Raw genomic sequence first — 24252 nt, forward strand, 5'->3', positions numbered from 1 at the left:
TCACTGACCTGCCACAGTGTTATGACCAAGCTGCATGCCAAGATCAGTATTCACATCGATGAGTGTGCGAACAAATGCTTGCACCTCATCGCGGTGATGTGCATATCGTTGCTGAACTGTATCTAGCACTTGCATGCTGTCATGCAATTCTTGCTGTAAGGCCGCATTGGTCAAGCTGGTTGGTAACTGCACCTGAGGTGTTGCAATAGTTTGGAACCTCGGTAATGGAGTTGTTGATGATGTGTAGAGAAGATTCATGGAAGGTAGTGAACATCAACCGCTTCATATGAGGCAAGGGTGAGGTACATATTCATGCTCAAAACAGTGAAATCTGTGGATAACTTTTCTATTCGCGAAAGAATTCCACGTAATATGTGTGATATGCGTCTAGCCCTTGGACAAGTAGCCACCACAGGTGATAAAGCAGCGAATCTGGAAACTGTTTGTGCATGGGTCAAACGTGCAGCAGAACAACACGCAGACTTGATTATCTTCCCCGAAGCGACCATGCAGGCCTTTGGAACAGGCCCGTTGTACCAGGCGGCAGAGCCTTTGGATGGGCCATTTGTGCAGGCGCTGGCACGTTGCGCCAAGGAATATCAGATTGGGATTGTCGCTGGAATCTTCACCCCACCAACCGATGGCACCGGTGCCGCAGACGCCGAACCTGCCACAACTGTTGGATACAGCGGAAATGGTGGTCAAGGTAGCGTCGAAAAGCTAGGGTCGCAGGCGACGAACGCGGCGAATACTGTGGCAAATGTTGCGGTTGTGTGCTTGCCCGATGGCCGAGTCGCTGGATATGAGAAAATTCATACCTACGATGCGTTTGCATACCGCGAATCTGAGGAAGTAACTGCAGGTCAGAAGCTTGTGCTTGTGCCGTATCAAGACGTGACGATAGGGCTTGCGATCTGTTATGACTTACGGTTTCCAGAGATGTTTCGCGAACTTGCGCGCCGGGGTGCACAGATCATTGTTGTGCCGGTTTCATGGGCGGCAGGTCCGGGGAAAGCAATGCAGCGGCATGTATTGGCGCAGGCCAGAGCGTTGGATAGTACCAGCATGCTTGTTGTGGTGGATCACCCGTTGCCGTCTGCCGAGGCAGCAGGCGCAGCGACAGGAGACGTCGCAACAGGCACAACAGACGCAACAGGCACAACAGACGCAACATGCACAACGGCCGCAGCAGGAACCGCAAAAACTGCACCAGCGGCATTGCACGTTGCACCGACTGGCATTGGCGAATCCACTGTGATCGCTGCCAATGGGGAAGTGTTGGCACGGCTTGATGCTACTGAGCAGTTGGCGATTGTCGATATTGATCCCGACTCGATTACGCAAGTGCGTGCCCAGCTGCCAGTGTTGCAGGTGAACTACGATTACGCAGCATTCGACACCGGCAGCATCCAGCAATCGCCTGCTCAATAATCGGCGTTATGCAAGGTTATTGCGGTGTATCAGGCAACTGGTTGGCACTATTGTCCGCCGCATCGCTTGACGACGCAGCCTCGTTCAACGTATCTGTTTCACCACTCACGCCGCCTTCGCTGACTCCGGAAGTATCGTCACGTTCCTGAAGAAAGCGTGCAGTGAATACCGCTTCATACAAATATTCGTGCTGATAATCCTGAATCTGAATATTTGCTGCCGGAATTCCACCTTCTACCAGCCGTTGGTACGTTTCTTTCGTCAACGCTCGTGGACCACTGATCAGCACCTGATGGCCTTCCCACGTGCCGTAACTGGTGACAATATCGCCAACTTCACCAGTTTGACGCAGATGTAACCCACGTGGCGCCTGGCAAAACTCAGTTGGATTCACCCACCACGCATCTGTGGCATGACGACTCACCGGAATAATAAACAGCCACGGACAAAACGCCGCAAGCTGCCATAATCCTTGGAGCTCATAGAGTTCTCCTGGATATTCCGCGCTGACGAACACATGCGTATGCGGTGGATTGGTGTGTAAGAGCAGTTCTAAAATAATTGCGCGCAATGCAGCAAGACCTGTGCCGTGCGCAATCAACAGCAAGTCTTTGGCAGGATCCACGCTGAAACCACCGCGTGCTAAAGAAAGGTGCCAGGTATCTCCAGGTTTTGAACTGCGCAACAGTGCTGAAGTCGCCGCAGTTTCTTGAATATGAAACTCGATCTGACCGGCATCGTTGGCAGGAATCGCCGGGCACAAATCTCGCCACACACCACCGGTAAACGGTGTTGCAACGCCTAATGCTTGGCCTGCAGCAAAGTTCACAGGGGTTTCGCTGATCACGCGCACCACGGAAACCGCACGGCAGCGCTTTTCTACCTCTACGACTGTGGCTGGAATCATCTGCGTTTGACTCCGCTGCCCAGCGAGCGCCATTGCTGCAGTGCCGTGGTGTACCAGATTTTCAAAGGTAAAAACTTCTAAGTAGGAAAAATCGGCCAGTTGCGGATGCAGAACCTCAATCAGCGTGGTTTCTAGGGCAACAAAATCATAAAATCCACAAGAAACTGCCTGCACACCAAGCTGGGCTAGGAAATGATCCGTGTCCACGCTTGGTTGGCCTTGTGCGTCACAGGTTGCTAGTGCTGCAACGAGGGTGCGAATGAGCGGATATTCTGCTGCGATATAGGCACGTGCGTGAGGGGCGCGTTGGAAAAAATGTTTCCAAAGTTGTGTTTGCAGGTGGTCTTCGTGGGCGAGTAAATGGGCCATGATCGGCGCAAACACTTCTGGGCAGTGGTGCAAGTGGGCAACAAGTTCTGCGTGTTTCTGCAAGCCTGGTTCCAGCATGTGTTGCCATGCAGGCGGCTTGAAAGGATCATGCCTGGTCACGACTTCATCTTAAGTGCTGTGCCAAACATGCTGCAATGATGCAGGTCGTGGCAGTTAGTAAAAAAAATGATGTAGCGATGTTTGCACGACAGACGGTGAAGCGCGTGGCGGCGTCGAAAAGCGAAGCGGAAAGATTTTTTACAGTTGCTTGACGACGTCTACCTGCGGGTTTCTTTCAGATTCACACAAAGTTGCGTCTACTAGACTTAACTTTTTGCCAAGCGGTGCTATAGTGGTGCTAAAAGTTGAGTCTATGGAACTCAACTTCTGAAATGAAAGGACAATCATGAACGCTTTTAACCCAACTACGAAAACTCAAGAAGCTTTACAAATTGCATTACAAAAGGCCTCTGCCTTAGGTAATCCCGATATACGGCCGGCGCATCTATTAGCGGCAATTTTAAGTCAGGAAGAATCCATTGCGATTCCAGTACTTGCGGCAGTCGGTGTGGACGCGCAAACGTTGCGTACCAAGGCAGATGCGTTAATTGCTGGCTATCCGCGTGCAACTGGCAGCTCGATGGCAAACCCAACCTTTAACCGAGATGGTTTAAATGCATTTACCGCTGCCCAAGAATTAGCGGCAACATTAGGTGATGAATATGTTTCGACCGAAGTGTTACTTGCCGCTATTGCGCAGGGCAATTCGGATGCGGCAGAGCTGTTGCGCCAGGTGGGGGCCACCTATGATGCGTTAAAGGCAGCGTTTCCTGTGATTCGTGGCAATAAGAAGGTGCAAAGCCAGGATCCTGAAACGCAGTTCCAAGCATTGGCAAAATACTCAACGGATCTGACCCAGCGTGCCAGGGAAGGCAAGATTGACCCCGTTATCGGTAGGGATGCCGAGATTCGACGCGTGGTGCAGGTGTTAAGCCGCCGCACGAAGAATAATCCAGTGCTTATTGGTGAGCCTGGCGTGGGTAAAACCGCGATCGTTGAAGGTCTTGCGCGACGCATTGTGGCAGGTGACGTTCCGGAATCACTGAAGAACAAGAAGCTGATTAGTCTTGATTTAGGCTCAATGGTGGCCGGTGCAAAGTATCGCGGTGAATTTGAGGAGCGCCTCAAAGCTGTGCTTGATGAAATCAAGGAAGCCGAAGGCGAGATCATTACCTTTATTGATGAGCTGCATACCATTGTTGGCGCAGGTGGAAGCGGTGATTCCGCAATGGATGCTGGCAATATGATCAAGCCGCTCTTAGCGCGTGGTGAATTACGCCTGGTTGGTGCGACTACCTTGGATGAGTACCGCAAATATATTGAAAAAGATGCGGCATTAGAGCGTCGTTTCCAGCAGGTATTTGCGGCGGAACCATCGGTGGAAGATACTGTTGGCATTTTGCGTGGGTTGAAAGAGCGCTATGAAGTGCATCATGGCGTGCGAATTCAAGATTCTGCATTAGTTGCAGCCGCTACCTTATCGGATCGCTATATTAGTCAGCGTTTCTTGCCGGATAAGGCTATTGACTTAGTGGATGAAGCCGCATCGCGGTTGCGAATGGAAATTGATTCTTCACCGCAAGAAATCGACGAGCTGGAGCGCATTGTGCGACGCCTCGAGATTGAAGAAGTTGCGTTGGAAAAGGAAACTGATGCAGCTTCTCAAGATCGTCTGGAGAAATTGCGTATTGAGCTTGCCGATGAGCGCGAGCGCTTAGGTGAACTTACCGCGCGGTGGACGAATGAAAAACGTGCGATCGATAGTGTGCGCGCCGTGAAGGAAGAACTTGAGCAGCTGCGTTCGGCATCGGAAATTGCAGAGCGCGATGGCAACTACGGCTTGGTTGCGGAGCTTCGGTATGGCCGTATTCCAGAGCTGGAAAAGCAGTTGGCGGCAGCCGATGCCAGCGAAACGCATGCCACCTTGCTTACCGAAGAAGTCACGCCAGATACTATTGCTGAAGTTGTATCGGCGTGGACGGGTATTCCGGCCGGCAAGATGATGCAAGGTGAGATGGAAAAGCTGCTAGAGATGGAAGCAGAGCTAGGCAAACGCGTGGTAGGCCAGCATGTGGCGGTCGCGGCTGTGTCTGATGCGGTTCGTCGTGCCCGGGCAGGCGTCGCCGATCCGAATCGCCCAACTGGATCCTTCCTCTTCCTTGGCCCAACCGGTGTTGGTAAAACAGAGCTGGCCAAGGCCTTGGCAGAGTTCCTCTTTGACGATGAACGCGCGATGGTGCGTATTGATATGTCCGAGTTCGGTGAGAAGCATTCCGTTGCACGTCTTGTTGGTGCGCCTCCAGGATATGTTGGCTACGACCAAGGTGGGCAGCTTACCGAGGCGGTTCGACGTCGCCCGTACACCGTTGTGCTTTTCGACGAGGTGGAAAAAGCTCATCCGGATGTCTTTGACATTTTGTTGCAGGTATTAGATGAAGGTCGTTTGACTGATGGCCAAGGGCGCACGGTGGATTTCCGCAATACCGTAATGATTCTGACCTCGAATCTTGGTGCCGGTGGTACTCAAGAAGCGATGATGGATGCAGTCAAGCGTGCCTTTAAGCCAGAGTTTATTAACCGCCTTGATGATGTTGTCAGTTTCGATGCATTAAGCGCTGAGCAACTGACCAGCATTGTGGATATTCAAATTGCAAGTCTTGCCAAGCGTCTGGAAGGCCGTCGCCTCAAGCTGGAAGTTTCTGATGATGCCAAAGCATGGCTGGCAGCACGTGGCTATGATCCAGCCTATGGCGCGCGTCCGCTGCGTAGGCTGATCCAAAAAGAAATTGGTGATTCCTTGGCGAAGAAACTCATTGCCGGTGTGATTCACGATGGCGATACCGTGAAGGTGACATTGGTGGATGATGCTTTGGAAGTCGCAGGTGCATAGGTACTTGAGATTCGCGATGTCAGGCGCGGCGTAACACCGAACTGCACTGCTGCACCGAACTGCACCTGGTTGCGTGGCGCGGTGCGACACTGAATCGCACCTCATTGTGCGTGGCGCCATATCGCAGACAACCCTTGTGAACATGCAACAATAGCATGCTTGCAAGGGTTGTTTTCCGTACAGCTGCAACGTGCTGCAGGGCAGGGTAAAGACGTGCCCGCCAACAGATGCTACAAGCGTTGATTCCGAAGGTGTGCAGCGTGGGTATGCGTCGATAAGCAGTGCATCGTGCGTCCGCACCCAGGGGATTTTTCAGTGGCCTGAAGTGACGATTGACCACGAAGGTGGGTAGCTGTGCGAGTATTGGAGATGTCGGTGTGAAAAATTTCATACGCAGGCGTTGTGCCATGATTATGGCGGCAAGAGCCACCTGATATTGCTAAATTAGATCACCGTATTATTGTTTACCAGCGCAATTGCTAGAGGGCATGCAGTGGTGATGGCAATTTTTATGCATAACCGCATAGAATAGAAGGTTATGAGTATCACAATGAACGTCACGGAACTAGCCGACCGGATTCATGCCGGCCGCCCACCACTGATCTTGGCAAGCCTTTGGTCTGCACGTGAAGGCGGCGGATATGCCCTGTACAATTCAGCGCACATCCCAGATGCCTTCTTCTGCGACACCGAATTTGCGCTGTCTTCGGTTTCCATGGTGCACAAAGGCCGCAATCCACTGCCAACCAAAGCGATCTTGGATAAGTGGTTTTTGAAGTGGGGCTTGACCACTGACCGTGAAGTAGTTGTGTATGACAATTTCAAAGGCCTCTTCGCAGCGCGCGCATGGTGGATTCTGACTTGGGCGGGCGTGAAGAATGTTCGTATTCTTGACGGCGGTCAAGCCAAGTGGGAAGCGTCTGGCTATAAGCTCATAGGTGGCCCTGGTAATCCGCGTGTGATTCAAGGTGGAGAATCTCAGCTCGGCCATCTGCCAGTGGCAACGCTTGCCGATGTTAAAGCACATCAGGGCATTTTGATTGACTGCCGTGAGCGTAACCGTTTTGCTGGTCGTAAAGAGCGCTTGGACTTAAAAGCTGGCCATATTCCAGGCGCGAAAAATATTGCAACGCGTCTGGTGTTGGAAGACGATTATACGTTCCGCTCCCCTGAGCAGCTGCGTGAACTGTTTACAAGTATGGGTGTGACACCAGAAACAATTGATGATGTGATTGTGTACTCAGGTTCTGGTAATCACTCGGCGCAGGTCATCGCGGCAATGGTGCGAGCTGGCTTGCCGGTTCCACGTCATTTTGTTGGTGGTTGGAGTCAATGGTGCGCGGATTCTCGCAATCCAGTTGAAACAGGAGATTAAACTAGTCGTATGGTTTTTATTCTGGCAGGAGTATTTGCAGGAATTGGCGGCACGCTGCTGATTGTGGATGCTTTACGACGTCGTCACGCAAATGTGGCACAAACACCATCGCTTCCGGCTCGTGAGCAGGAAGAAGAAGTATCGAAACTGCTGCCAGAATCACCAGAACTTGTTGATCAAGAAGATACTGCGCTTGATCCAACGAGTACTGAGCATCTCGCTGCTGGTGAAGATCAGCGCCTGGAAACCGAGCCAGCGGTAGCAGAGCTGCTTGAGTTAGAAACTGTGCCAACCTACGATCAGCTTCCGCCGCAAGAATCGGTGGTTGAGCTCGAGGTTGAAAGCGCGGAGGATCTTGAGCAGCTGGAATTAACGCAAGCGAGTGAACCAGCAGTTGCCACTGATACTGACTTTGAGGCAGCCTCATTACTGCCGAATCTGCCAGGGTATCACCGTCGCGTGCGAAAAGCCTGGGCGGAATATTGTGGGTATGGCTATACCAAATCAGATGCGTTTTTAACTGATGAATGGGAACGTACCTGGGCGGCACAGGGAGGAACCGCGCGAGATGTTGTCAGCGGTATGGCGGCTGGCTATGAAATGCATGTGTGTGATCTTGCTGGTAAAACGTTGTTGGCGATGCGACGCAACCACAGTAGCGATATCGCAATTGAAGCCTATCGAGTCCCACCTGCAGAACTTGCCGTTGACTTAGTAGATGTGATTTCGCTGGGAGGTTTTACGCTTTTCGCCACGAATCAAGGTGCCGCGATGCGGTTTGTGGATCAACGCGTGCGCGAGTGCTTGCCGAAGCTGCCGCAAGAGGTAGTTGGAGTGTGGCTGGAAAGTGAGTGGATTCTGGCCGCGACCCAAAAAACTTCTGAGCATAAGATTTGGGAAGCGATTTTAGAGCCACTGTCGATTCTTGCTGATGCCGCAGCTGTGCTTCCACCGCGTGCGCAGGCGCGGCAACCGCTCGATTTCCATGACAATGATCCATCGCGTCCGTTACCGCCGCCGGTTGCGATTATGGAATATACAGAAAGCAGCGATGAAGATTTCGCGCCACCACAGCTGCCTGAAATTACCGATGAAATGGTGAGCGTTGATCCGCCTGTAGTGTTCCCAACACGTTCCCAGGGACAAGCCCTCGGCGTGGTGACGCCGCATAGTTTGGGTGTTGATGAAGTCACTCCAATTGCGGAATCTTTTGATTCGGCATTGCAACATAGTGACTTTCATGGCACGCGGGTGCTGCGATTCCAAGCACATCGTTCGAAAATCTTTGAAGACAGCGTTGCTGACAATCAGCAGGGTGATGCTGGGACGAGCGGTGATGCTGGGGCAAGCGATGCTGCGGCAAGCGGTGATGCGAATACGCAGGGGAGTACTGGCGAAGATGCGAACGTGCTGCGTATCCAACAGGAGCCGAAGCAGGACTAAGCGTGCGTCCTAGAGCGCGGGTGCTGCATACAGTGCGGGGGATATGCATACCTTAAGTCTGGAAACATCCAGCTAGAGGCTGCAATCTGGAATGTTAAGGTCCTAGGTTAAGATAATGAAGTATTGTTGTTGAAAATCATCGCATGCTGGTTGCAGTGCTTACAGCTCGAAGCTGGCTTGTAGGTTCGGTGATTTTCACATCGTTAACTATCATCGCTATGAAGGAAGGCATGCGCAGAATGGTAAATGCGACTCTTAAAGCAGAACTAGCAGAATTGGTGAAAGAACTTGCGGTTGTTCATGGCAAGGTCACATTGTCTTCCGGGAAAGAAGCCGATTATTACGTTGATCTGCGGCGCGCAACCTTGCACCACAAGGCATCGAAACTCATTGGTCAACTTCTGCGTGAACTCACCGCAGACTGGGATTATGTTGCAGTTGGCGGCTTAACCTTAGGTGCTGATCCAGTGGCTACTGCAATTATGCATGCAGATGGTCGTGATATTGATGCCTTCGTTGTTCGCAAAGAGGCGAAGAAACACGGTATGCAGCGTCGCGTGGAAGGCCCAGATGTTGTTGGAAAGAAAGTGCTTGTCGTTGAAGACACCACCACCACTGGCAATTCACCATTGACCGCTGTAGCAGCCCTGCGCGAGCTTGGCGCAGAGGTCGTTGGTGTGGCAACTGTGGTAGATCGCGCAACCGGTGCTGGCGATGTGATTGCAGCTGAGGGGCTTGAATACCGGTATGTTTTGGGCCTGGAGGATCTTGACCTGTCATGACCGATACACATGGTCACGCACTGTCACCGTTACCGCATGTCCCGAACTCGCCGTATCCACCAGGGCCAACTGAATGGAATGCGGGTCGGCATGGGGTAGGGCCGTGGGAAATCGAATACCCCGATCAGCCTGTGCCAGACGATGAGCGTTATGATCCAACGCTGCTTGCTGAAGGAGATCGTCGCAACGTTGTTGATGCGTATCGCTACTGGACTCGTGAAGCGATTGTGGCAGATATTGATACCAGGCGACATGAGCTGCATATTGCCATTGAGAACTTTGAAAACGATGCCAATATCGGCACGGTTGTGCGAACTGCGAATGCCTTTGCTGTTGCAACGGTACATATCGTTGGTAAAAAGCGCTGGAATCGCAGAGGTGCGATGGTCACCGATCGCTATCAGCACTTGATGCATCACGAGACCACAGCACAGCTTGTGGAATGGGCGAAGGATCAGGGGCTGACAATCGTTGCGATTGATAACACGCCTGGTTCAGTGCCATTAGAAACCGCGCAGTTGCCGCAGAAGTGCTTGTTGCTCTTTGGTCAAGAAGGGCCAGGTGTGACTGATGAAGCGCAGGAAAACGCCATGATGACCTGCTCTATTGCGCAATTTGGTTCGACTCGGTCCATTAATGCTGGAGTGGCAGCTGGGATTGCGATGCATGCGTGGATCCGCCAACATGCTGATCTCAGCACGAGTTGGTAGCACTTGGTGGATATGTCACGAGTGAAGAACTGCTGGTGGATAGGCGATGTGCGCCCACGCCTGTAGCAGTAACGCTTTTGTCATAATCTCGATACATAAAGAAATATTGCAATTTCCATTTGAGGAGAGTTGTTCTTGTGAATGAAGTGTGGATTCACCGCGCCGACCTTGCGGAATCCGCGATACAGGAGCGGCATGCCCAAAGAGTCTGGGCGTTACCGCGCACTAACTTAGCTGTTGCGGCATGGCCACCGCATACGAAAGAACGACTCTTCTATCGGTGGCACTACTGGTGGCAAGCACATTATCTGGACTGCTTGATTGATGCTGCCAAACGCCGTCCGACGAAAATTCGCAAGCAAAATATACGCGAAACCATTCGTGGTATTCGCGTCCGTAATTTTGGTTCGTTTAATCGGAATAAGTATTACGATGACAAACTTTGGTTAGCGCTTGCTTTGCGACGCGGGCAAGAGGTCTTGGGACAGAAAAAGCGCAAATACCTGCGGAAACTCGAGCATAATATTGTTGCTGGGAAAGATGAGATCGCAGAGGTATTTCCGTGGCGTGTGGGAGAGAACTTCTTTAATGTGCCAACAAACGGCCCGGCTGCAATTATGCTTGCGCGCAATGGGAACTTAACTGATGCTAGATTCTTAGTTGATTGGATTTTCGATAATCTCATCAATGACCAAGGCCTTGTGATGGATGGTATTCGCATGTCGATGAGTGGGCCAGAGGTTGTGAAGAATATTCATCCGTACTGTCAAGGCGTAGTCATTGGCGCGTGCTTGGAAATTGCCTTGCAATTACGCAAGGTTGAAGCAACCGCTGAGGATGCGGTGACATATCTTGCGCGTATGCGAGCACTGATTCATGCAGTGAATCGGGAAATGGCAACGAGTCAAGGTGTGATTGATTGGCGTACCGGTGACGGTGATGGTGGCTTATTTAAGGGTATTTTGGCGCGCTACCTTGCGGAAGTCGTCGTCAGGCTGCCGGCTGATAATGCTGCAAACCGCGAGTGTATTCAAGTTGCGAAACGTATGATTTTCGCTTCGGCGGAGTCGGTGTGGAATCATCGCTTGGAAGTTGATGGGTTGCCAGTCTTTGCAACCGACTGGAAAGAAGATGCACGTCTGCCGCATAATTCGGGGCTGGCTTCAAGCACGCTTTCCGATTTAGTTCGGCTTGTGCGCATTGATGAGCGCGATTTATCTGTGCAACTTTCTGGTTGGATGCTCCTAGAAGCTGCAGCGCGAATTGCGCAAGCAGCACAGACGGAGTCATAAATCGGCAGGTTGGCAACTGGCCTTGGCGACGCAGCTTCGCGTGCGGTGGCAGCGAGCAGTTGTTGATGGCGATTCTTTTGGGAGTATGTGGGCGAGATTCGCGGCGATCTTGGGAAAATGTCCGTATGTGTGGATTTTCACGTCACTCGGGCACTGCCTTTTTCAATCAGAACTGGCATAATGAAAAATAGTGAAACTTTCATCACTGATTTTATACGTCAACAATTTTTCTTGGAGGATGACACATGCCAATCGCAACTCCTGAGGTGTACAACGAGATGCTCAATCGCGCAAAGGAAGGCGGCTTCGCTTTCCCTGCGATCAACTGCACCTCTTCTGAAACCATTAACGCAGCACTGCGTGGTTTCGCTGAGGCAGAGTCCGACGGTATCATTCAGTTCTCTACTGGCGGTGCTGAGTTTGGTTCTGGTCTTTCCGTCAAGAACAAGGTTGCCGGCGCTATGGCTCTTGCAGCATTCGCACACGAGGCAGCAAAGCACTACGGCATCAACGTTGCACTGCACACCGACCACTGCCAGAAGGAAGTACTCGACGAGTACGTTCGCCCACTGATCGCTGTTTCTCAAGAGCGCGTCGACCGCGGCGAACTGCCACTGTTCCAGTCTCACATGTGGGACGGTTCTGCAATTCACATCGACGAGAACCTCGTGATTGCACAAGAACTGTTGGAGAAGGCTCGCAAGGCAAATATCATTCTCGAGGTCGAGATTGGTGTTGTCGGCGGTGAAGAAGACGGCGTTGAAGCAAAAGCTGGCGCAAACCTCTACACCTCCCCAGAAGACTTCGCAAAGACCATCGACGCAATCGGTACCGGCGAAAAGGGCCGCTACCTGCTCGCAGCTACCTTCGGTAACGTACACGGTGTGTACAAGCCAGGTAACGTGAAGCTTCGCCCAGAGGTACTGCTTGAGGGCCAGAAGGTTGCACGTGAGAAGCTCGGTCTCGGTGATGATGCACTTCCATTCGACTTCGTCTTCCATGGTGGCTCCGGCTCCGAGAAGGAAAAGATCGAAGAAGCACTGCGTTACGGCGTTATCAAGATGAACGTTGATACCGACACCCAGTACGCATTCACCCGCCCAATCGTTGGCCACATGTTCTCGAACTATGATGGCGTGCTGAAGGTTGACGGCGAAGTCGGCAACAAGAAGGTCTACGACCCACGCTCCTACATGAAGAAGGCTGAGCAGGGCATGGCAGAGCGCATTATCGAAGCTTGCCAGGATCTGCACTCTGTTGGAACCACTCTTTCGAAGTAATCCTCACAGATACGTTTGAATAAAAAGTTCCTTTGCAAAACCTTTGCAGAGGAACTTTTTTTGCAGCTTTGCAGGCCTGGTTGCTGGGTGATTGAGGCTATCAGGCGCTGAGGTTGCACGGTGGCTGAAGTTGTGTGGCGCGCGGGCGCGCACCGGCTGAAGTTGTGCGACAAGCAGCGCGCACCGGCTGACCTTGAAACTACGCGGCAGCGCGGCAGCTACATGCGGCCGGCAACGAAGCGTCGTCAAGCAGGATGCCACTACGCAAGCGCACACCAGCCTGCGATTTGGGCACACCTCGCTGCTGCATACGCGCATCGCATGCAGTATTTTGCCTGTATAGCTGGCCAGATAGCCGCTCGATGTTGAACAACCGCGTGCCAACCGTGTAGAACAAGAAGGAACAAAACAGCATCGTTGCGCGTATTGTCCTTTTGGCAAGGGCGATATTTGATTATTTCTGAATTGGGAGTTTTCACTCATGAATGCCTCACCTCGAGCGGCACGTTCGCATTTGGAAAAGCGAGTGCGTGATGGAATCAACCGCTTGCAAGACACCTGGTTTTATATTCTGCAGGTGGGGCTGGCGGCAGGCGCGTCGTTTTGGGTCGGACAGGCCTTAATAGGGCACGCGCAACCGTTCTTCGCGCCCATGTCCACCGTGATCGTGCTTTCCACCACAGGTGGCCAGCGGCATCGACACGCAATGGAACTGATCGCCGGTGTTGCACTAGGCGTTGGTCTTGGTGATCTCTTAATAGGGACGTTTGGTACAGGTATCTGGCAGATCGCGGTTGGCGTGGCCGCTGCGGTGGCACTTGGCACGTTTGTTGATCGCGGTGTGCTGGTGGCGAACCAAGCGGCTTTTGCCGCCATTTTGGTGGCCACCTTGCTGCCGCCGGAAACCTCTGGTGCGACCGATCGCATGACCGATGCGTTAATTGGCGGTTTGGTCGGTATGCTTGCGATGGCGATTTTGCCGGAATCCCCATTAAAGAAAGGTCGCCGCGAGGTTTCGCGCTTAATGCTGGTGACCTCCCAAGTGCTTCACGAAGTAGCAGTCGCCTTGCCTACTCATGATCAAGACCGCATTAAGCAGGCCTTGCAAAACGCTCGCGGTACTCAAGCAACCATTAATGCGATGATTGCCGCTGCTCATCAGGGCAAGGAAAATCTGAATGTTTCGCCATTGATGTGGCGTCAGAAATACAAGATTCGTTCCTTGCTGCGCATTTTGAATCCTGTGGATAACGCCTTGCGCAACACTCGCGTATTAGCGCGTCGTTCGCTGGTATTAGCGGAAGATCACGATGAAGTCTCGGCAACTCAGATTCACATCATCGAGGAACTCGCCGATATTTCCTACCAGCTGCACGTTATTTTTGCAGGGAAGGGCGCGGAAACCAATGAGGCAACGGCAGATGTGGTTCGCCGGTTGCGCATGCTAGGCGTGCAGGCCGGTTTGGAAGCGGCTGCTGGAAATGTGCTTTCCGCGCAGGTCATTTTGGGTCAGTCGCGTTCGATTATTGTCGATATGCTGCAGATTTGCGGTTGGAGTCGGCGCAGCGCCATCGCCGCGCTGTGCCCGACTTCCACGCATCCTGGGCAAGTCCCTGAACTGTGGGAAAAGCCGCAGGATCCTGCTTAACGACGCACGGCTTGCAAGTCGCGAAGGTGTCGATAAAACGTGGCTCGTTCGACCGCCCGTTTCCGGGAAACCCCGTCGATGCTGACGCGCAATTCAACGCCACCAGCTTGCAAGGCTCGCCCGGTGCGAAGGGTTGTGGCATCTGCACTGCCAATAACCTTGCTTGGGCGACGGAAGAAACCGTGCGTCACAGGTTGGACCGGGGTATTGAGCACCACTGCAGCTAGCCCTGGAGCATCCAAGGTTGGTACTAAACGCGCACCGAAGATTCCCGTGCGCGGCGTGCGGCGTCCGGCTTGATGCAGTAAGAGCTGTGCATCATCAACAATAATTTCTCCGGTAATTTCGCGTGCATCCCAGGCTGTAATTTCAGCATGGCCGGCCACCACTTGCGCTGCGTCGTCACGAATGAGCGGCAACGGCCGCATGGGGGCTTCGGCGGCAAAGTCCAAGGCCTCTTGCGCCGATTTCGGAAGGTCCCACCCTAAGGCCACATAGGATTGTGGATCCGTTGGCACATAGCCAACCTCACACCACAAGCTGTCGCTGCGCATCAGGCGGGTTAAAACTGCGGCAAGGGCGGCATCCGAGCCGAGCACCACCACGCGCAAAACATCCTCAAGATATTCACGTTGTGGTGCAACCACTGGGGTACTTAAGTGAGCGACATCGGGTTGTTTGGCGATATCCTCCAAACTGGGAGTGGGATCGTTCGGGAGAATCGTGGTGGTGACTGCGTCGAGAAGCTTCAGCTCTTTGCGAGTTGGGATGCTCGAGGTAGGAATCACCTCAGCGTGATCCGGCAGCAAACTGCGGTGTGTCGAATCAGCGTGGATGAATACGTGGCGCATTACTGCTCGGCGGCCCGTTGTGCCTTGCTTGCTTCGATGAATTCATTCTCTAATGTTTGGTAGAAGGCCAGGGACGTGGCAATACCGCAGTTGACCAGTTGAATGAGCTGCTCATCGGTAGCTCCGTGCGCAAGATCGGTATTGACCTCGGTGTGAACCTCGACCATGTTCTCTTTGGTCTTCTTCACGAAAGTTTTTGGCCACAGCCGTTCGTTATTCCATTCATTGCAGTACTGCATGAGCGGGAAGAATCCATCTTCAGGTGCTGGAAGTCGCCAGACGCTGTGGATTGCGAGAACTTCTTTTTCTGGGCCTTGGGCAACGAAGATGAACTTGTGGTTTTCGAAAGCAGCGTAGATATCGCCATCTTCGTCGGTGGTGTACTGAAATCCGCGGGCATCGAAATATTTGGCCACGCGATCCATTGTTAATGGTGTGAGATCTTTCATGATGAAGTGACTACTTTCTGTTCAGAGCAAAAGTGTGAACTGAGACGGATGATGACAAAACTGCGGTTTTGGTGCACAGCATGCGTACTTGTGCTTAATCATACAAGGTTGGCGCGATACTGGCAGGCGATGTTTGGCGATGCCGTTCGGAGAGGCGAATTAGGGGAAAAGTGTGTGTAACCCTGTACAATAAAGAAACGTCTTGTGTCAGTCTTGTGCTGACCGCAGTAAAGCTATACGAATAAGTCTTTAAGGACGTGCAAAAATGGCAGCGATCGTAATCGTCGGCGCCCAGTGGGGCGATGAGGGTAAAGGTAAAGCTACAGATATCCTCGGCGGTTTGGTTGACTATGTAGTGAAACCAAATGGTGGTAATAACGCTGGTCACACCGTGGTTGTGGGCGGCGAAAAATACGAGCTCAAACTTCTTCCAGCAGGTGTGCTCTCTGAAAACGCCACCCCAATTTTGGGCAATGGCGTGGTGATTAACCTCGAAGCCCTGTTTGAAGAAATTGATGGCCTCGAAGCGCGCGGTGCCGATGCTTCTCGTCTGCGGATTTCTGCAAACGCCCACCTCGTAGCGCCATATCACCAGGTGCTCGACCGCGTACAAGAGCGTTTCTTAGGCAAGCGCGCAATCGGTACCACTGGTCGCGGCATCGGCCCAACCTATGCGGATAAAGTTTCTCGCGTGGGCCTGCGCGTGCAGGACATTTTCGACGAGTCGATTCTGCGCCAAAAGATCGAATCTGCACTTGCGGTGAAGAACCAGATTCTGGTGAAGATGTACAACCGCAAAGCAATTGTGGCGGAAGAAATGGTGCAGTACTTCTTGCAGTATGCAGATCGCCTGCGCCCAATGGTGATTGACGCAGAACTCGTGCTCAACCAGGCGCTGCGCGAAGGCAAGCACGTGTTGATGGAAGGCGGCCAGGCAACCATGCTTGACGTTGACCACGGCACCTACCCATTCGTGACCTCCTCGAACCCAACCGCTGGCGGCGCATGCGTTGGCGCAGGTATTGGCCCAACTCGTATCACCAGCTCACTGGGCATTATGAAGGCTTATACCACCCGCGTTGGTGCCGGCCCATTCCCAACGGAGCTCTTTGATAAATGGGGCGAGTACCTCCAGACCACCGGTGGCGAGGTTGGTGTGAACACTGGCCGTAAGCGTCGCTGCGGTTGGTACGATTCCGTGATCGCGCGCTATGCCTCTCGCGTGAATGGTTTCACCGATTTGTTCTTGACTAAGCTCGACGTGCTTACTGGTATTGGCGAAATCCCAATTTGCGTGGCTTACGATGTTGATGGTGTGCGTCACGACGAAATGCCGCTGACCCAATCTGAGTTCCACCACGCAGTGCCAATTTATGAAACCATGCCGGCGTGGGATGAGGACATCACCGGCTGCAAGACCTTTGATGAGCTTCCAGAAAAGGCTCAGAACTATGTGCGTCGTCTCGAAGAACTTTCGGATTGCCGCATTTCCTACATCGGTGTTGGCCCTGGTCGCGACCAGACCATCGTTTTGCACGATGTGATGGACAACTAAGATTTTTCCGGCGGCGCTCTGAAGCGTTGCTAGGAGATTCTTGTAGTATCTTTGAAAAAAGCTGCATCCACGTTGTTGGTGGGTGCAGCTTTTTGGATTTGCGGGGTGGGGTTGCGTGAGCCGTGCGCGCCTGGCCGTTCCTGCTTGGCTGGTTGCGTGCGCCTCGCCGTGCTCGCCTGGCCGTTCCTGCTTGCCGACGTTTCGAGCAAAGTCTCGCACAAACCGCAACCTCAGTGCTGATTGCTACTGTTTGCGCCCAAGGTATTCAGCGAAGATCAGCCAAATAACTCCAGTTATGAGAACCGCAATGGTGTATTGCATACCGATGCCAGCCGCTTTTTCTGAAGCGGTTTCCCAATATGGTTGATCTGACAGCACAGGAGCAATAATCAAGCAATATGTCCAGCATCCAGCAAGAATGCTCAGCGCGACTGCTAGGATGCGGTGCGATTGAAAGAATTCACGCATGCGTGCTCCTATTAAGGAAAATTTCGTATTCTGGCTGGCAGTGTACAGTAATGAAATTGATGGAGATTGTCAATAACGGCCAAGTTTGCTGCGAGGATTTAGTAAACCGGTAGGTTGCATTCCACGAGTTATGCGTCGTAAAGCTATGCGGAGGGCGCTCATGTACACCGCCCGCTACGTGGTTGAGCAGGGCGGTTCATGCGGTGAGTGCCGGTGTGGCTTGAGTCGAATAGCTGGTATGCAAAGCGCCATCGCAGATACAGGATCGGCGATGGCACGTTTAGCGTATCGACGCTGCCTTGAGGTCAGGCGTGGTTTACACCCAGATTTCAGCGGGCATGGAGTCCGTGATTTGGGGTGTGGTGAGGGAGGGATCTATTGATTCAAAATGGCGTTGGCGATCAGTGAGTCGAATTGACGGATGTCGATGGCGCTTCCGATCTTGATCTTAATATGGCCTGCGCGGGTCCATAATTCCACTTCAGCTGAGAGATCAAAGATTTTTCCGGCGTTTTCTGTCGACCACATGTTAATCGAGCTGTACGGGAGGGAGTAGATCTCTACCTTCTTGCCGGTGATCCCTTGCGCATCGCGGACGATTAAACGCTTCGAGGTGAAGATGGCGGAATCGCGAAAGGTTTTGAATGCGGCGATCGGTTCTTCACCGTTGATGAGTAGCTCGGCGACGTCGTCAGGGATTGGAATTTGTTGTACGAATGTCCACTCAGTGATAAAAGCGGTTTCCACTGTTGTTCTCCTCGTGTGAAACTAGCAATGCGAATGACAATGATTTCATATAGTAAGAGGATGATTTGGTGAAATTCAAGCATTTCGCAGGTGTGTGTTTGTGGGGAGAGAGAAAGGTCGAGGCGAGGCGATGAAGGGGGTGTCCGGGGTGGTGGGTGTGTGGTGCTGTGTGGCGATGGTGGTTCGGTCGGTGCTGTGTGGTTTTTGAGTGCTCAAAAGCTGAAATGTCGGAAGTACCTTATCGGCTCTTTTGGGAAACGGTGCAAGAGTGACTGTTGGCGGGGATGGTGAATTCTTGGAGGATACGGGTCAGCCAATGACTGCGTGAGTTGAGGGCTAGGTTTGATGCGAATTTCAAAATAGCTGTGAGTGTGGCCTGCGTTGGGGTTTTATTCACGTTGCCTAAATACCCCAAAATTGGCTAGTGCGAAAAGATTTTAGCTATGCATCGCTAGCGCAGTGGTATAAGAGTGGTATATGGCAAATAGATCCTTGGTTGAGACTCTTTTATTGTACGGATAATGTGCAACTATCTGAGTTCTTTTCATATTTATCGGAGGAATTTCAAATGGCGAAAAAATGGCAGAGCTACGACGATCAAATAAAACTGCTGAAAGACCGTGGTATGCGCATCGATAATACTGAAAGTGCAAGAGATTTTCTTTCGCAGATTAATTATTATCGTTTTTCTGGGTATTTCCGGCACTGGCAGAAGAACCCGAAAGGTGGTGACGATGGTTTCTTGGAAGGCACCACATTCGAGACTATTCGTGCACTCTATGAGGTTGAGCAAGAATTTTTGAGCATTTGCGATAAAATGTTGCGTTCTGTCGAAATTCTTCTCCGTACTCGATTCGCTTATGCCTATGGAAAATGTGTTGAAGAAGGTAAAAAACGAGGGAAGTTTGCATATGGTGACGGGTTTGACGAAGACCCTCAAAGATATAATAAACCTATCCCACAGTTTATCCTTGGGGGGCTGAACCGCAGCGACGAAGAATTCGTTGCTCATTACCGCGACGAGATTAAGAAAGGTAAGAAATACAAGCCTGAAGCTTATAATCGCATGCCGGTTTGGGTTGCCATTGAAGTGTTCACATTTGGGAGTTTGTCTCGTTTCATCAGGGCTTCCGAAAGCTCCGGCGTACTTGCGCATATTGAAAAGTCATTGGGTATGGAGCGCAAATGCCTGCCTGGACGAGTTGAGGCATTCGCGAATTTGCGTAACCAAATAGCCCATCGCGATCAACTGTGGAATCGTAGGGTGTTCGAAGCTCCCAGTTCACCACAGAATATCGAGGGCGAGTACCGCGAATACTCGAATGACTCGATTTACAGTACCTTAGTTATGCTCGACGAAGTCGCTACCGCTGCAGGGATTTCGAAAGCCTGGCTGGCAGATACCATCGAGCCGTTCTTGAATAAACATCCGTTGCTTGCACAAGGGATTACCAAACCGGCGGAATATGGACAGGTTTCCATTACTATACTTGGTAACCAGTTCTTCACGTAGAAGTCGCACGCGTACATGGCTGCCGCTAGCGGCAGCCTCACCGTCTAGTCGAGCATGGTGAACATCAGCTTGCAGATCTTATTCAAAGTGGCCGCGTTGGTTACAACGACTCTGGTTGCGGTTTGAGCGCATGAACCGATGTCAAAAGGTTTATTGAGTGTTGAAAGATTCTTTTACACATTACCGAGAGCAAGCAGTCATCTCTGATACTAGCGACGTAAATACTCCTAGGCGGCAGCATATGTTAATTTCGCGCGTATTCGAGTAGATGCTTTGGACAGTTATTCATTTAGACTTAGACAATCGTCGATTCAGACATGCGTATTGCCGGAAGCTTGATGGCAGCATCGTGCAGGCGAAGAAGAACTTCGACGTTAATATTACACTTTGGACATTGCCAATAGGGGATTCAAAGTAATTCTCGAATGTTGAGATTCTCTGCAGAAAATGTTGGGCAAGAAACATCAAGTGATACAAAACAGTTAGGTCATGACAGGTGAAGCTGATCGTGGACGCTTGGTAGGGTTGTTCATCCGCACATGGTTGGACTCTCGACAGACGTTGAAGAAGCTGTGATTGTTGCGAGCATTTCACGTTGAGCAATCCGGTTAATGCAAGTGGATGCGAATTCTACGAATGTTTCAAAGATTAGCCAGGCCGGTTGTTGAGTGTTTCTTGTAGAGTGCTGGTGTGTCGAATGTAATCAGCTAGTTCTGGAAGAAGCATAGGAGCCAGATCAATGATAGCTTCACTGACCTCGACGAGTTGTACGCGCCGGGTGGACGTAAATAGAGGCTCGTGATGAGCAGCTCGGTTGCGTACAACATTTATCAGTGCCAGTTTATGTGCGATTCGTTTGCGGTCAGTTCCTTTAGGAAACGCATGGTTAAGGTAAGGGACCCATAGTGTCTTTTCATGTGCAGCATCGGTGAGGTGCCGCCAAAACCCAAAGGGCAGTTCTACTATCACTTGCCCTGGCGTGGGATTTTTGCAACGGGTGTGATGAGTTGCTTCGGCGATGCTTTCTTGGTTTCTTTTGTTGAGGTCAATTTGGATTCCTCGCTTCGAACGAATCAGCGGGATAACAATTGGCGAGTTACTATCGAACAACCAGTGGTTTTCTCCGCGCTAACAGGTCGTGAGTGTGTGATCGTAAATATTACGGACACGAACCTGCAATGTGCGAAATATCATGTGTGATGGCCTGAGCTAAGCGTAGATTCCATTCATGCAGTTCAAGTACTCGTATGGCATTGTTATTTGCCGTTGTGAGCTATGAGTTGTGCCGACGCGCAGGCAACGGCGTGTTTACTCATGTGGAATAACTTTGCGCACCGACATCTTTCGCTTTATCGATGAAGAAAAGACAATGCCACGGCGAGAATACCTGCCAGATTGTCCCTTAACTCGAATGTCTGACGCCGAAAGATTAGTTGAGATACAGCCAACAAGTGGAATTGCTCAGCCAGCGAAGCATGCGTATCGATGCCGCCACAGGTGCAATCGAGTGCCTTGCGAGAGCCAATGATTACCGATTCTTTGGATACTTCCGGTACTGGCAGCCTGCTCCAACACGCGGTGAGAGGATCACCCAATCACATCTTTAAGTTCATTTTGTTCAAGATCACGAAGCGTGATGCCTTGTTCGTTTTTCCAGTATTTTTTGCCATTGGATGACGCTCCAGTGAGAAAAGCTGCCGCTGCTGAAGGCGAACTAAACAAGGTGTCCTTCAAAAGTTCAAAGTCGGCACTAATGCGTTCGGCATATTTCACGCGGTTTGCTTTGGCTGAATCTGGTGCAGAATTGAGCATCTCTTTGCGTATCTTTGCCCCGCTGAAAACTACGAAACCATCGGCTGTCTGGCGTCCTTGACCTGAAGCACCCCTGCCGTCCAGATACAGCAGTGGTTCGACCTGTGTGCTGTCTTTTGTTGTGAGCTTTGCTGCTGTTTTAGTTTCATCGATAGGGTCGAATAGGCGGTAGCCAAGAGAGCGAATCGCGATTTTGGCGTACTTGATGAATTCGTTGAGTTCTGCTTCCTTTTCTTCGGTAACTTTGCCTGGTGATGGGTCGTTGCTATTTGTGGTACGGACGCGCCCTGCCTCGCTTGCCTGCTGGTAGAACGCATTTTCTAGATAGGAAATCTCGGTTGGGCCGAAAGAATCATCTGAGGTGATCATCATAATTGCGTGGGTAAAATAATCCAGTTTTTCTTCGCCCACATGTTCAATCGTGCGTGCCAGCACACCTTTACCATTTTTACGTTCTCTGGCTTGTCCAACATAAGCTTTTTCTTCACCGGTTACATCATCTGTGCCGAGCAGAATATAAACACCGGTCTGATTCAACTCAGGGCGATCTTTGCTTTTGGCTAAATCCGTGCGCGGAATCAGATAGACTCGCCCAATCCAGTTCGTCAACGAACACTTAATCCGGCCAGAAGGTGAACCATCCATTAAGAACAATGTCACTGTTTTCGCAGCAGCCATTATTAACCTCCTCGACAACCAGAAAATTCGTATCCACGGAATATCTTAGTAGCAGGGCTGAACGAAAACACCTTTCACACATTCATCTACAAGGTGGCTCTGCTTCGGTAATTGAGCAGTTTTAGGTGCGACAGCGTGAACGTGAGTGCGTGATCGTAACTATTACGAACGTTAACCTTGATGTACGAAATATCGTCCATGATGGCCTGAATAACACGTATATTCCATTCATACGGGTCAAGTGCCAATATGGCATCGTCATTTGCCACTGTAAGATATGAGTTCCACCGAGGTGTAGACAACCATGTGTTTACCTATGTGGAATAACTGTGCACGCTGACACTTTCGCTTCATTAATGAAGAAAAGTCAATGCCCCGGCGAGAATATCTGTTTCACAGATAGCGCTCCACCGGGACTTCATCGATAACTATACCAAGGACTGGAACTGTTGATCCGCTTGAAAGGTGTGGATTTCGTACTTTTGGGTTCGTCTGCAGTGCAGTGAGGTTTGTAAAACGTATGTTGCCTGGAATGCTGTTTCTCGAAGCTGAGCGGTTTAAAGAAGTTAAGAAGGCCTCCATTTTAGGCAGCTACGGGTGTGTTTACTTCTTTAACGTTGGCTCTAGTTTTGTCTCAAGTGGCATTTGTTAGTGAAATTTCGAAAGAAATTCTTTCTTTGATTTTAATTGTTCACAACCATATTGAAGACCGTCGTGAAGCCTCAGCGTTGTATGAATTGTTGACTTATTATGATGAGCTTCCAGATGAAGTGCTTGAAGGTGGAGATGAATGCCTTCAGCAGTGGCAGGAAGATCATCTCGTTCTGAAGCTTCGAGCATCGTTCTGGGGATGTGGGGAATCTATGACGTGGCTAATAGGAAGCAGTTCACTTGTCACGGAGTGATGACATTTACAGTCAGTTGTATAATGTAGGCGTTACATAACGTGATTCCTCTAAGGCATGCAGCAGTGCCTCGAAACAGGGTTATCGCCAAGGGCTGTGATAGTGAGACACACATGGAGAGACCATGAAAATCTGCCGAAAAATATTGTCTGGTATCGCGGGACTGGCTCTCATTCTGTCATTCCCAAGTGTTGCGCAAGCGATTACTGTGGAACAGTCAATTGCTGGAGCTGCGGAAGTCTATGCCTATTCTGGCTCTCATTCCAGGACTAGCATTGTTGCTCAGGCGGGAATGGAGTCAAATACATTAACTGAGCAAGAATACGCAGAACTTATTTCAGCCTTCGAAAATAGCGAATGGGGCAAGAAAGCTCAATCCTACGGACAGGATCGTAGTGTTGGAACAGCTGCTATTAAAAAGGCGCTTCAATGGGCTTTGCATCATGAGCGTGACATTGTAAAGGGCGTCGAAAAATGGGTAGGTAAAGATCCAGCTCGACGGGTCGAAAAAGTTATCTATGATATTAGTCCAACTTTGCATACATTACTTCGGTATGAGGATCTTGTTTGGCAAACGGTGCAAGACCAACTATCGCCAGTTATAGGTAGAGATCTTGCTTATTGGATAACTAAAGTAATCGAGTGGATCGCTCCCGTCTAGGAGGCAGCTAAATGAGTGGACTTCTTAAAGAAGAGATTGTCAGTGAGTTACGCGTCGAAGTGTCATGGATTATTAATGCCATAACAGAATTGAGTGATCATCTAAAGCTTTCTTCTTATACTATTTGTTTGCTGCGAAATAGAGTAGAACCAGAAGAGGCTCGTGCTCTTGAGCGTATTCTCTTTACCAAATGGAAGGATTTAGAATCAACTTCTTTTGAGACTCTACGCTTACTCATCAGCAATGAGTTCACTGAGTCAACGCAAAAATCTTGGGCGCTTTCTGATGAAGTACTCAAAGAGCTTATACGTCTTAAGATCGCAGAATTAATGCCATAGCATGGAGAATAAGGTGCGAATGATCCTGTTGTGGTGATTTCGGTTTACTTCGCGTAAACCTTTCTATGAATCGCCTGGTTGAAAGCGA

General features: G+C 50.9%; 22 protein-coding genes. 14 read left to right on the forward strand and 8 right to left on the reverse strand.

The genetic code is table 11. The features are described 5' to 3' along the window. On the reverse strand, positions 1–258 hold the full coding sequence (locus NXS99_RS06590; RefSeq protein ID WP_259287867.1) for a hypothetical protein: 258 nt from the start codon (positions 256–258) through the stop codon (positions 1–3). Positions 259–333: 75 nt separating this feature from the next. Here NXS99_RS06590 and NXS99_RS06595 point away from each other — a divergent pair, with 75 nt between their 5' ends. Beyond that, the gene (locus NXS99_RS06595) at positions 334–1431 is read left to right on the forward strand and encodes a nitrilase-related carbon-nitrogen hydrolase (RefSeq protein WP_259287868.1); all 1098 of its coding nucleotides are present in this window, start codon (positions 334–336) and stop codon (positions 1429–1431) included. A 16-nt stretch (positions 1432–1447) separates the two neighbouring features. Here NXS99_RS06595 and NXS99_RS06600 read toward each other — a convergent pair whose 3' ends face one another. After that, the gene (locus NXS99_RS06600; protein WP_259287869.1) at positions 1448–2785 is read right to left on the reverse strand and encodes an oxidoreductase; all 1338 of its coding nucleotides are present in this window, start codon (positions 2783–2785) and stop codon (positions 1448–1450) included. A 328-nt stretch (positions 2786–3113) separates the two neighbouring features. On the opposite strand from NXS99_RS06600, the gene clpB reads away from it, so the two are divergent. The 7 genes from clpB (at position 3114) to fbaA (ending at position 12539) form a co-directional block, all read left to right on the forward strand. Further along, positions 3114–5657: an ATP-dependent chaperone ClpB gene (gene clpB / locus NXS99_RS06605; protein ID WP_259287870.1), complete on the forward strand. Its 2544-nt coding sequence runs from the start codon at positions 3114–3116 to the stop codon at positions 5655–5657. 538 nt (positions 5658–6195) lie between these two features. Continuing rightward, positions 6196–7032, forward strand: a complete 837-nt coding sequence (locus NXS99_RS06610; RefSeq protein ID WP_259287871.1) for a sulfurtransferase — start codon at positions 6196–6198, stop codon at positions 7030–7032. 9 nt (positions 7033–7041) lie between these two features. Further along, positions 7042–8475 carry a hypothetical protein gene (locus tag NXS99_RS06615; protein WP_259287872.1) on the forward strand — a complete coding sequence of 478 codons (1434 nt, stop codon included), beginning with the start codon at positions 7042–7044 and terminating at the stop codon, positions 8473–8475. Between the two features lie 239 nt (positions 8476–8714). Continuing rightward, positions 8715–9257 carry an orotate phosphoribosyltransferase gene (gene pyrE, locus NXS99_RS06620; protein WP_259287873.1) on the forward strand — a complete coding sequence of 181 codons (543 nt, stop codon included), beginning with the start codon at positions 8715–8717 and terminating at the stop codon, positions 9255–9257. Beyond that, the gene (locus NXS99_RS06625; protein ID WP_259287874.1) at positions 9254–9967 is read left to right on the forward strand and encodes an RNA methyltransferase; all 714 of its coding nucleotides are present in this window, start codon (positions 9254–9256) and stop codon (positions 9965–9967) included. The genes pyrE and NXS99_RS06625 overlap by 4 nt, the downstream gene beginning before the upstream one ends. A gap of 137 nt (positions 9968–10104) precedes the next feature. After that, the gene (locus NXS99_RS06630) at positions 10105–11259 is read left to right on the forward strand and encodes a glycoside hydrolase family 76 protein (RefSeq protein ID WP_259287875.1); all 1155 of its coding nucleotides are present in this window, start codon (positions 10105–10107) and stop codon (positions 11257–11259) included. Positions 11260–11504: 245 nt separating this feature from the next. Further along, the gene (gene fbaA / locus NXS99_RS06635) at positions 11505–12539 is read left to right on the forward strand and encodes a class II fructose-bisphosphate aldolase (protein WP_259287876.1); all 1035 of its coding nucleotides are present in this window, start codon (positions 11505–11507) and stop codon (positions 12537–12539) included. Between the two features lie 3 nt (positions 12540–12542). On the opposite strand, the gene NXS99_RS06640 is transcribed toward fbaA, so the two are convergent. Beyond that, positions 12543–13022, reverse strand: coding sequence for a hypothetical protein (locus tag NXS99_RS06640; protein ID WP_259287877.1), 480 nt, complete (start codon positions 13020–13022; stop codon positions 12543–12545). Between NXS99_RS06640 and NXS99_RS06645 the strand changes: the two genes are divergently transcribed. Next, positions 13021–14187: an aromatic acid exporter family protein gene (locus tag NXS99_RS06645; RefSeq protein ID WP_259287878.1), complete on the forward strand. Its 1167-nt coding sequence runs from the start codon at positions 13021–13023 to the stop codon at positions 14185–14187. The two genes, NXS99_RS06640 and NXS99_RS06645, sit on opposite strands and share 2 nt — an antisense overlap. Here NXS99_RS06645 and NXS99_RS06650 read toward each other — a convergent pair. Together NXS99_RS06650 and NXS99_RS06655 are read right to left on the reverse strand one after the other, a co-directional pair. Continuing rightward, entirely contained in the window at positions 14184–15038 is an 855-nt protein-coding gene (locus tag NXS99_RS06650; RefSeq protein ID WP_259287879.1) for a hypothetical protein, read from the reverse strand. The genes NXS99_RS06645 and NXS99_RS06650 overlap by 4 nt on opposite strands. Next, positions 15038–15487 carry a YbjN domain-containing protein gene (locus NXS99_RS06655; protein WP_259287880.1) on the reverse strand — a complete coding sequence of 150 codons (450 nt, stop codon included), beginning with the start codon at positions 15485–15487 and terminating at the stop codon, positions 15038–15040. The genes NXS99_RS06650 and NXS99_RS06655 overlap by 1 nt, the downstream gene beginning before the upstream one ends. Positions 15488–15752: 265 nt before the next feature. On the opposite strand from NXS99_RS06655, the gene NXS99_RS06660 reads away from it, so the two are divergent. Then, positions 15753–17042, forward strand: coding sequence for an adenylosuccinate synthase (locus NXS99_RS06660; protein ID WP_259287881.1), 1290 nt, complete (start codon positions 15753–15755; stop codon positions 17040–17042). A gap of 243 nt (positions 17043–17285) precedes the next feature. Here the strand turns inward: NXS99_RS06660 and NXS99_RS06665 are convergent, their stop codons facing one another. Both NXS99_RS06665 and NXS99_RS06670 read right to left on the reverse strand, forming a co-directional pair. Next, complete coding sequence (locus NXS99_RS06665; protein WP_259287882.1) at positions 17286–17510, reverse strand: hypothetical protein; 225 nt, start codon at positions 17508–17510, stop codon at positions 17286–17288. 375 nt (positions 17511–17885) lie between these two features. Then, positions 17886–18257: a PH domain-containing protein gene (locus tag NXS99_RS06670; RefSeq protein WP_259287883.1), complete on the reverse strand. Its 372-nt coding sequence runs from the start codon at positions 18255–18257 to the stop codon at positions 17886–17888. A gap of 568 nt (positions 18258–18825) precedes the next feature. Here NXS99_RS06670 and NXS99_RS06675 point away from each other — a divergent pair. Continuing rightward, the gene (locus NXS99_RS06675) at positions 18826–19770 is read left to right on the forward strand and encodes an Abi family protein (RefSeq protein ID WP_259287884.1); all 945 of its coding nucleotides are present in this window, start codon (positions 18826–18828) and stop codon (positions 19768–19770) included. A 1587-nt stretch (positions 19771–21357) separates the two neighbouring features. Here the strand turns inward: NXS99_RS06675 and NXS99_RS06680 are convergent. Continuing rightward, complete coding sequence (locus NXS99_RS06680) at positions 21358–22260, reverse strand: GIY-YIG nuclease family protein (RefSeq protein WP_259287885.1); 903 nt, start codon at positions 22258–22260, stop codon at positions 21358–21360. Between the two features lie 599 nt (positions 22261–22859). Between NXS99_RS06680 and NXS99_RS06685 the strand changes: the two genes are divergently transcribed. The 3 genes from NXS99_RS06685 to NXS99_RS06695 all read left to right on the forward strand — a co-directional run bounded on the left by NXS99_RS06685 (position 22860) and on the right by NXS99_RS06695 (position 24164). Further along, positions 22860–23165 (forward strand): hypothetical protein, encoded by a 306-nt coding sequence (locus NXS99_RS06685; RefSeq protein ID WP_259287886.1) that lies wholly within the window; start codon positions 22860–22862, stop codon positions 23163–23165. Positions 23166–23289: 124 nt separating this feature from the next. Beyond that, positions 23290–23826: a hypothetical protein gene (locus NXS99_RS06690; RefSeq protein ID WP_259287887.1), complete on the forward strand. Its 537-nt coding sequence runs from the start codon at positions 23290–23292 to the stop codon at positions 23824–23826. Positions 23827–23837: 11 nt separating this feature from the next. Continuing rightward, positions 23838–24164 (forward strand): hypothetical protein, encoded by a 327-nt coding sequence (locus NXS99_RS06695; RefSeq protein WP_259287888.1) that lies wholly within the window; start codon positions 23838–23840, stop codon positions 24162–24164. Positions 24165–24252 lie beyond the last annotated feature (88 nt).

Origin of the sequence: Corynebacterium sp. HS2168-gen11 (assembly GCF_024834075.1) — a bacterium.
Taxonomy (GTDB): Bacteria; Actinomycetota; Actinomycetes; order Mycobacteriales; family Mycobacteriaceae; genus Corynebacterium.

Bases quoted from the DNA above. Each gene is read 5' to 3' on its own strand.
- NXS99_RS06590 (WP_259287867.1), bottom strand. From the start codon at position 258: ATGAATCTTCTCTACACATCATCAACAACTCCATTACCGAGGTTCCAA.
- NXS99_RS06600 (WP_259287869.1), bottom strand. From the start codon at position 2,785: ATGCTGGAACCAGGCTTGCAGAAACACGCAGAACTTGTTGCCCACTTG.
- clpB (WP_259287870.1), top strand. From the start codon at position 3,114: ATGAACGCTTTTAACCCAACTACGAAAACTCAAGAAGCTTTACAAATT.
- NXS99_RS06610 (WP_259287871.1), top strand. From the start codon at position 6,196: ATGAGTATCACAATGAACGTCACGGAACTAGCCGACCGGATTCATGCC.
- NXS99_RS06615 (WP_259287872.1), top strand. From the start codon at position 7,042: ATGGTTTTTATTCTGGCAGGAGTATTTGCAGGAATTGGCGGCACGCTG.
- pyrE (WP_259287873.1), top strand. From the start codon at position 8,715: ATGGTAAATGCGACTCTTAAAGCAGAACTAGCAGAATTGGTGAAAGAA.
- NXS99_RS06625 (WP_259287874.1), top strand. From the start codon at position 9,254: ATGACCGATACACATGGTCACGCACTGTCACCGTTACCGCATGTCCCG.
- fbaA (WP_259287876.1), top strand. From the start codon at position 11,505: ATGCCAATCGCAACTCCTGAGGTGTACAACGAGATGCTCAATCGCGCA.
- NXS99_RS06645 (WP_259287878.1), top strand. From the start codon at position 13,021: ATGAATGCCTCACCTCGAGCGGCACGTTCGCATTTGGAAAAGCGAGTG.
- NXS99_RS06640 (WP_259287877.1), bottom strand. From the start codon at position 13,022: ATGAGTGAAAACTCCCAATTCAGAAATAATCAAATATCGCCCTTGCCA.
- NXS99_RS06650 (WP_259287879.1), bottom strand. From the start codon at position 15,038: ATGCGCCACGTATTCATCCACGCTGATTCGACACACCGCAGTTTGCTG.
- NXS99_RS06655 (WP_259287880.1), bottom strand. From the start codon at position 15,487: ATGAAAGATCTCACACCATTAACAATGGATCGCGTGGCCAAATATTTC.
- NXS99_RS06660 (WP_259287881.1), top strand. From the start codon at position 15,753: ATGGCAGCGATCGTAATCGTCGGCGCCCAGTGGGGCGATGAGGGTAAA.
- NXS99_RS06665 (WP_259287882.1), bottom strand. From the start codon at position 17,510: ATGCGTGAATTCTTTCAATCGCACCGCATCCTAGCAGTCGCGCTGAGC.
- NXS99_RS06675 (WP_259287884.1), top strand. From the start codon at position 18,826: ATGGCGAAAAAATGGCAGAGCTACGACGATCAAATAAAACTGCTGAAA.
- NXS99_RS06680 (WP_259287885.1), bottom strand. From the start codon at position 22,260: ATGGCTGCTGCGAAAACAGTGACATTGTTCTTAATGGATGGTTCACCT.
- NXS99_RS06690 (WP_259287887.1), top strand. From the start codon at position 23,290: ATGAAAATCTGCCGAAAAATATTGTCTGGTATCGCGGGACTGGCTCTC.
- NXS99_RS06695 (WP_259287888.1), top strand. From the start codon at position 23,838: ATGAGTGGACTTCTTAAAGAAGAGATTGTCAGTGAGTTACGCGTCGAA.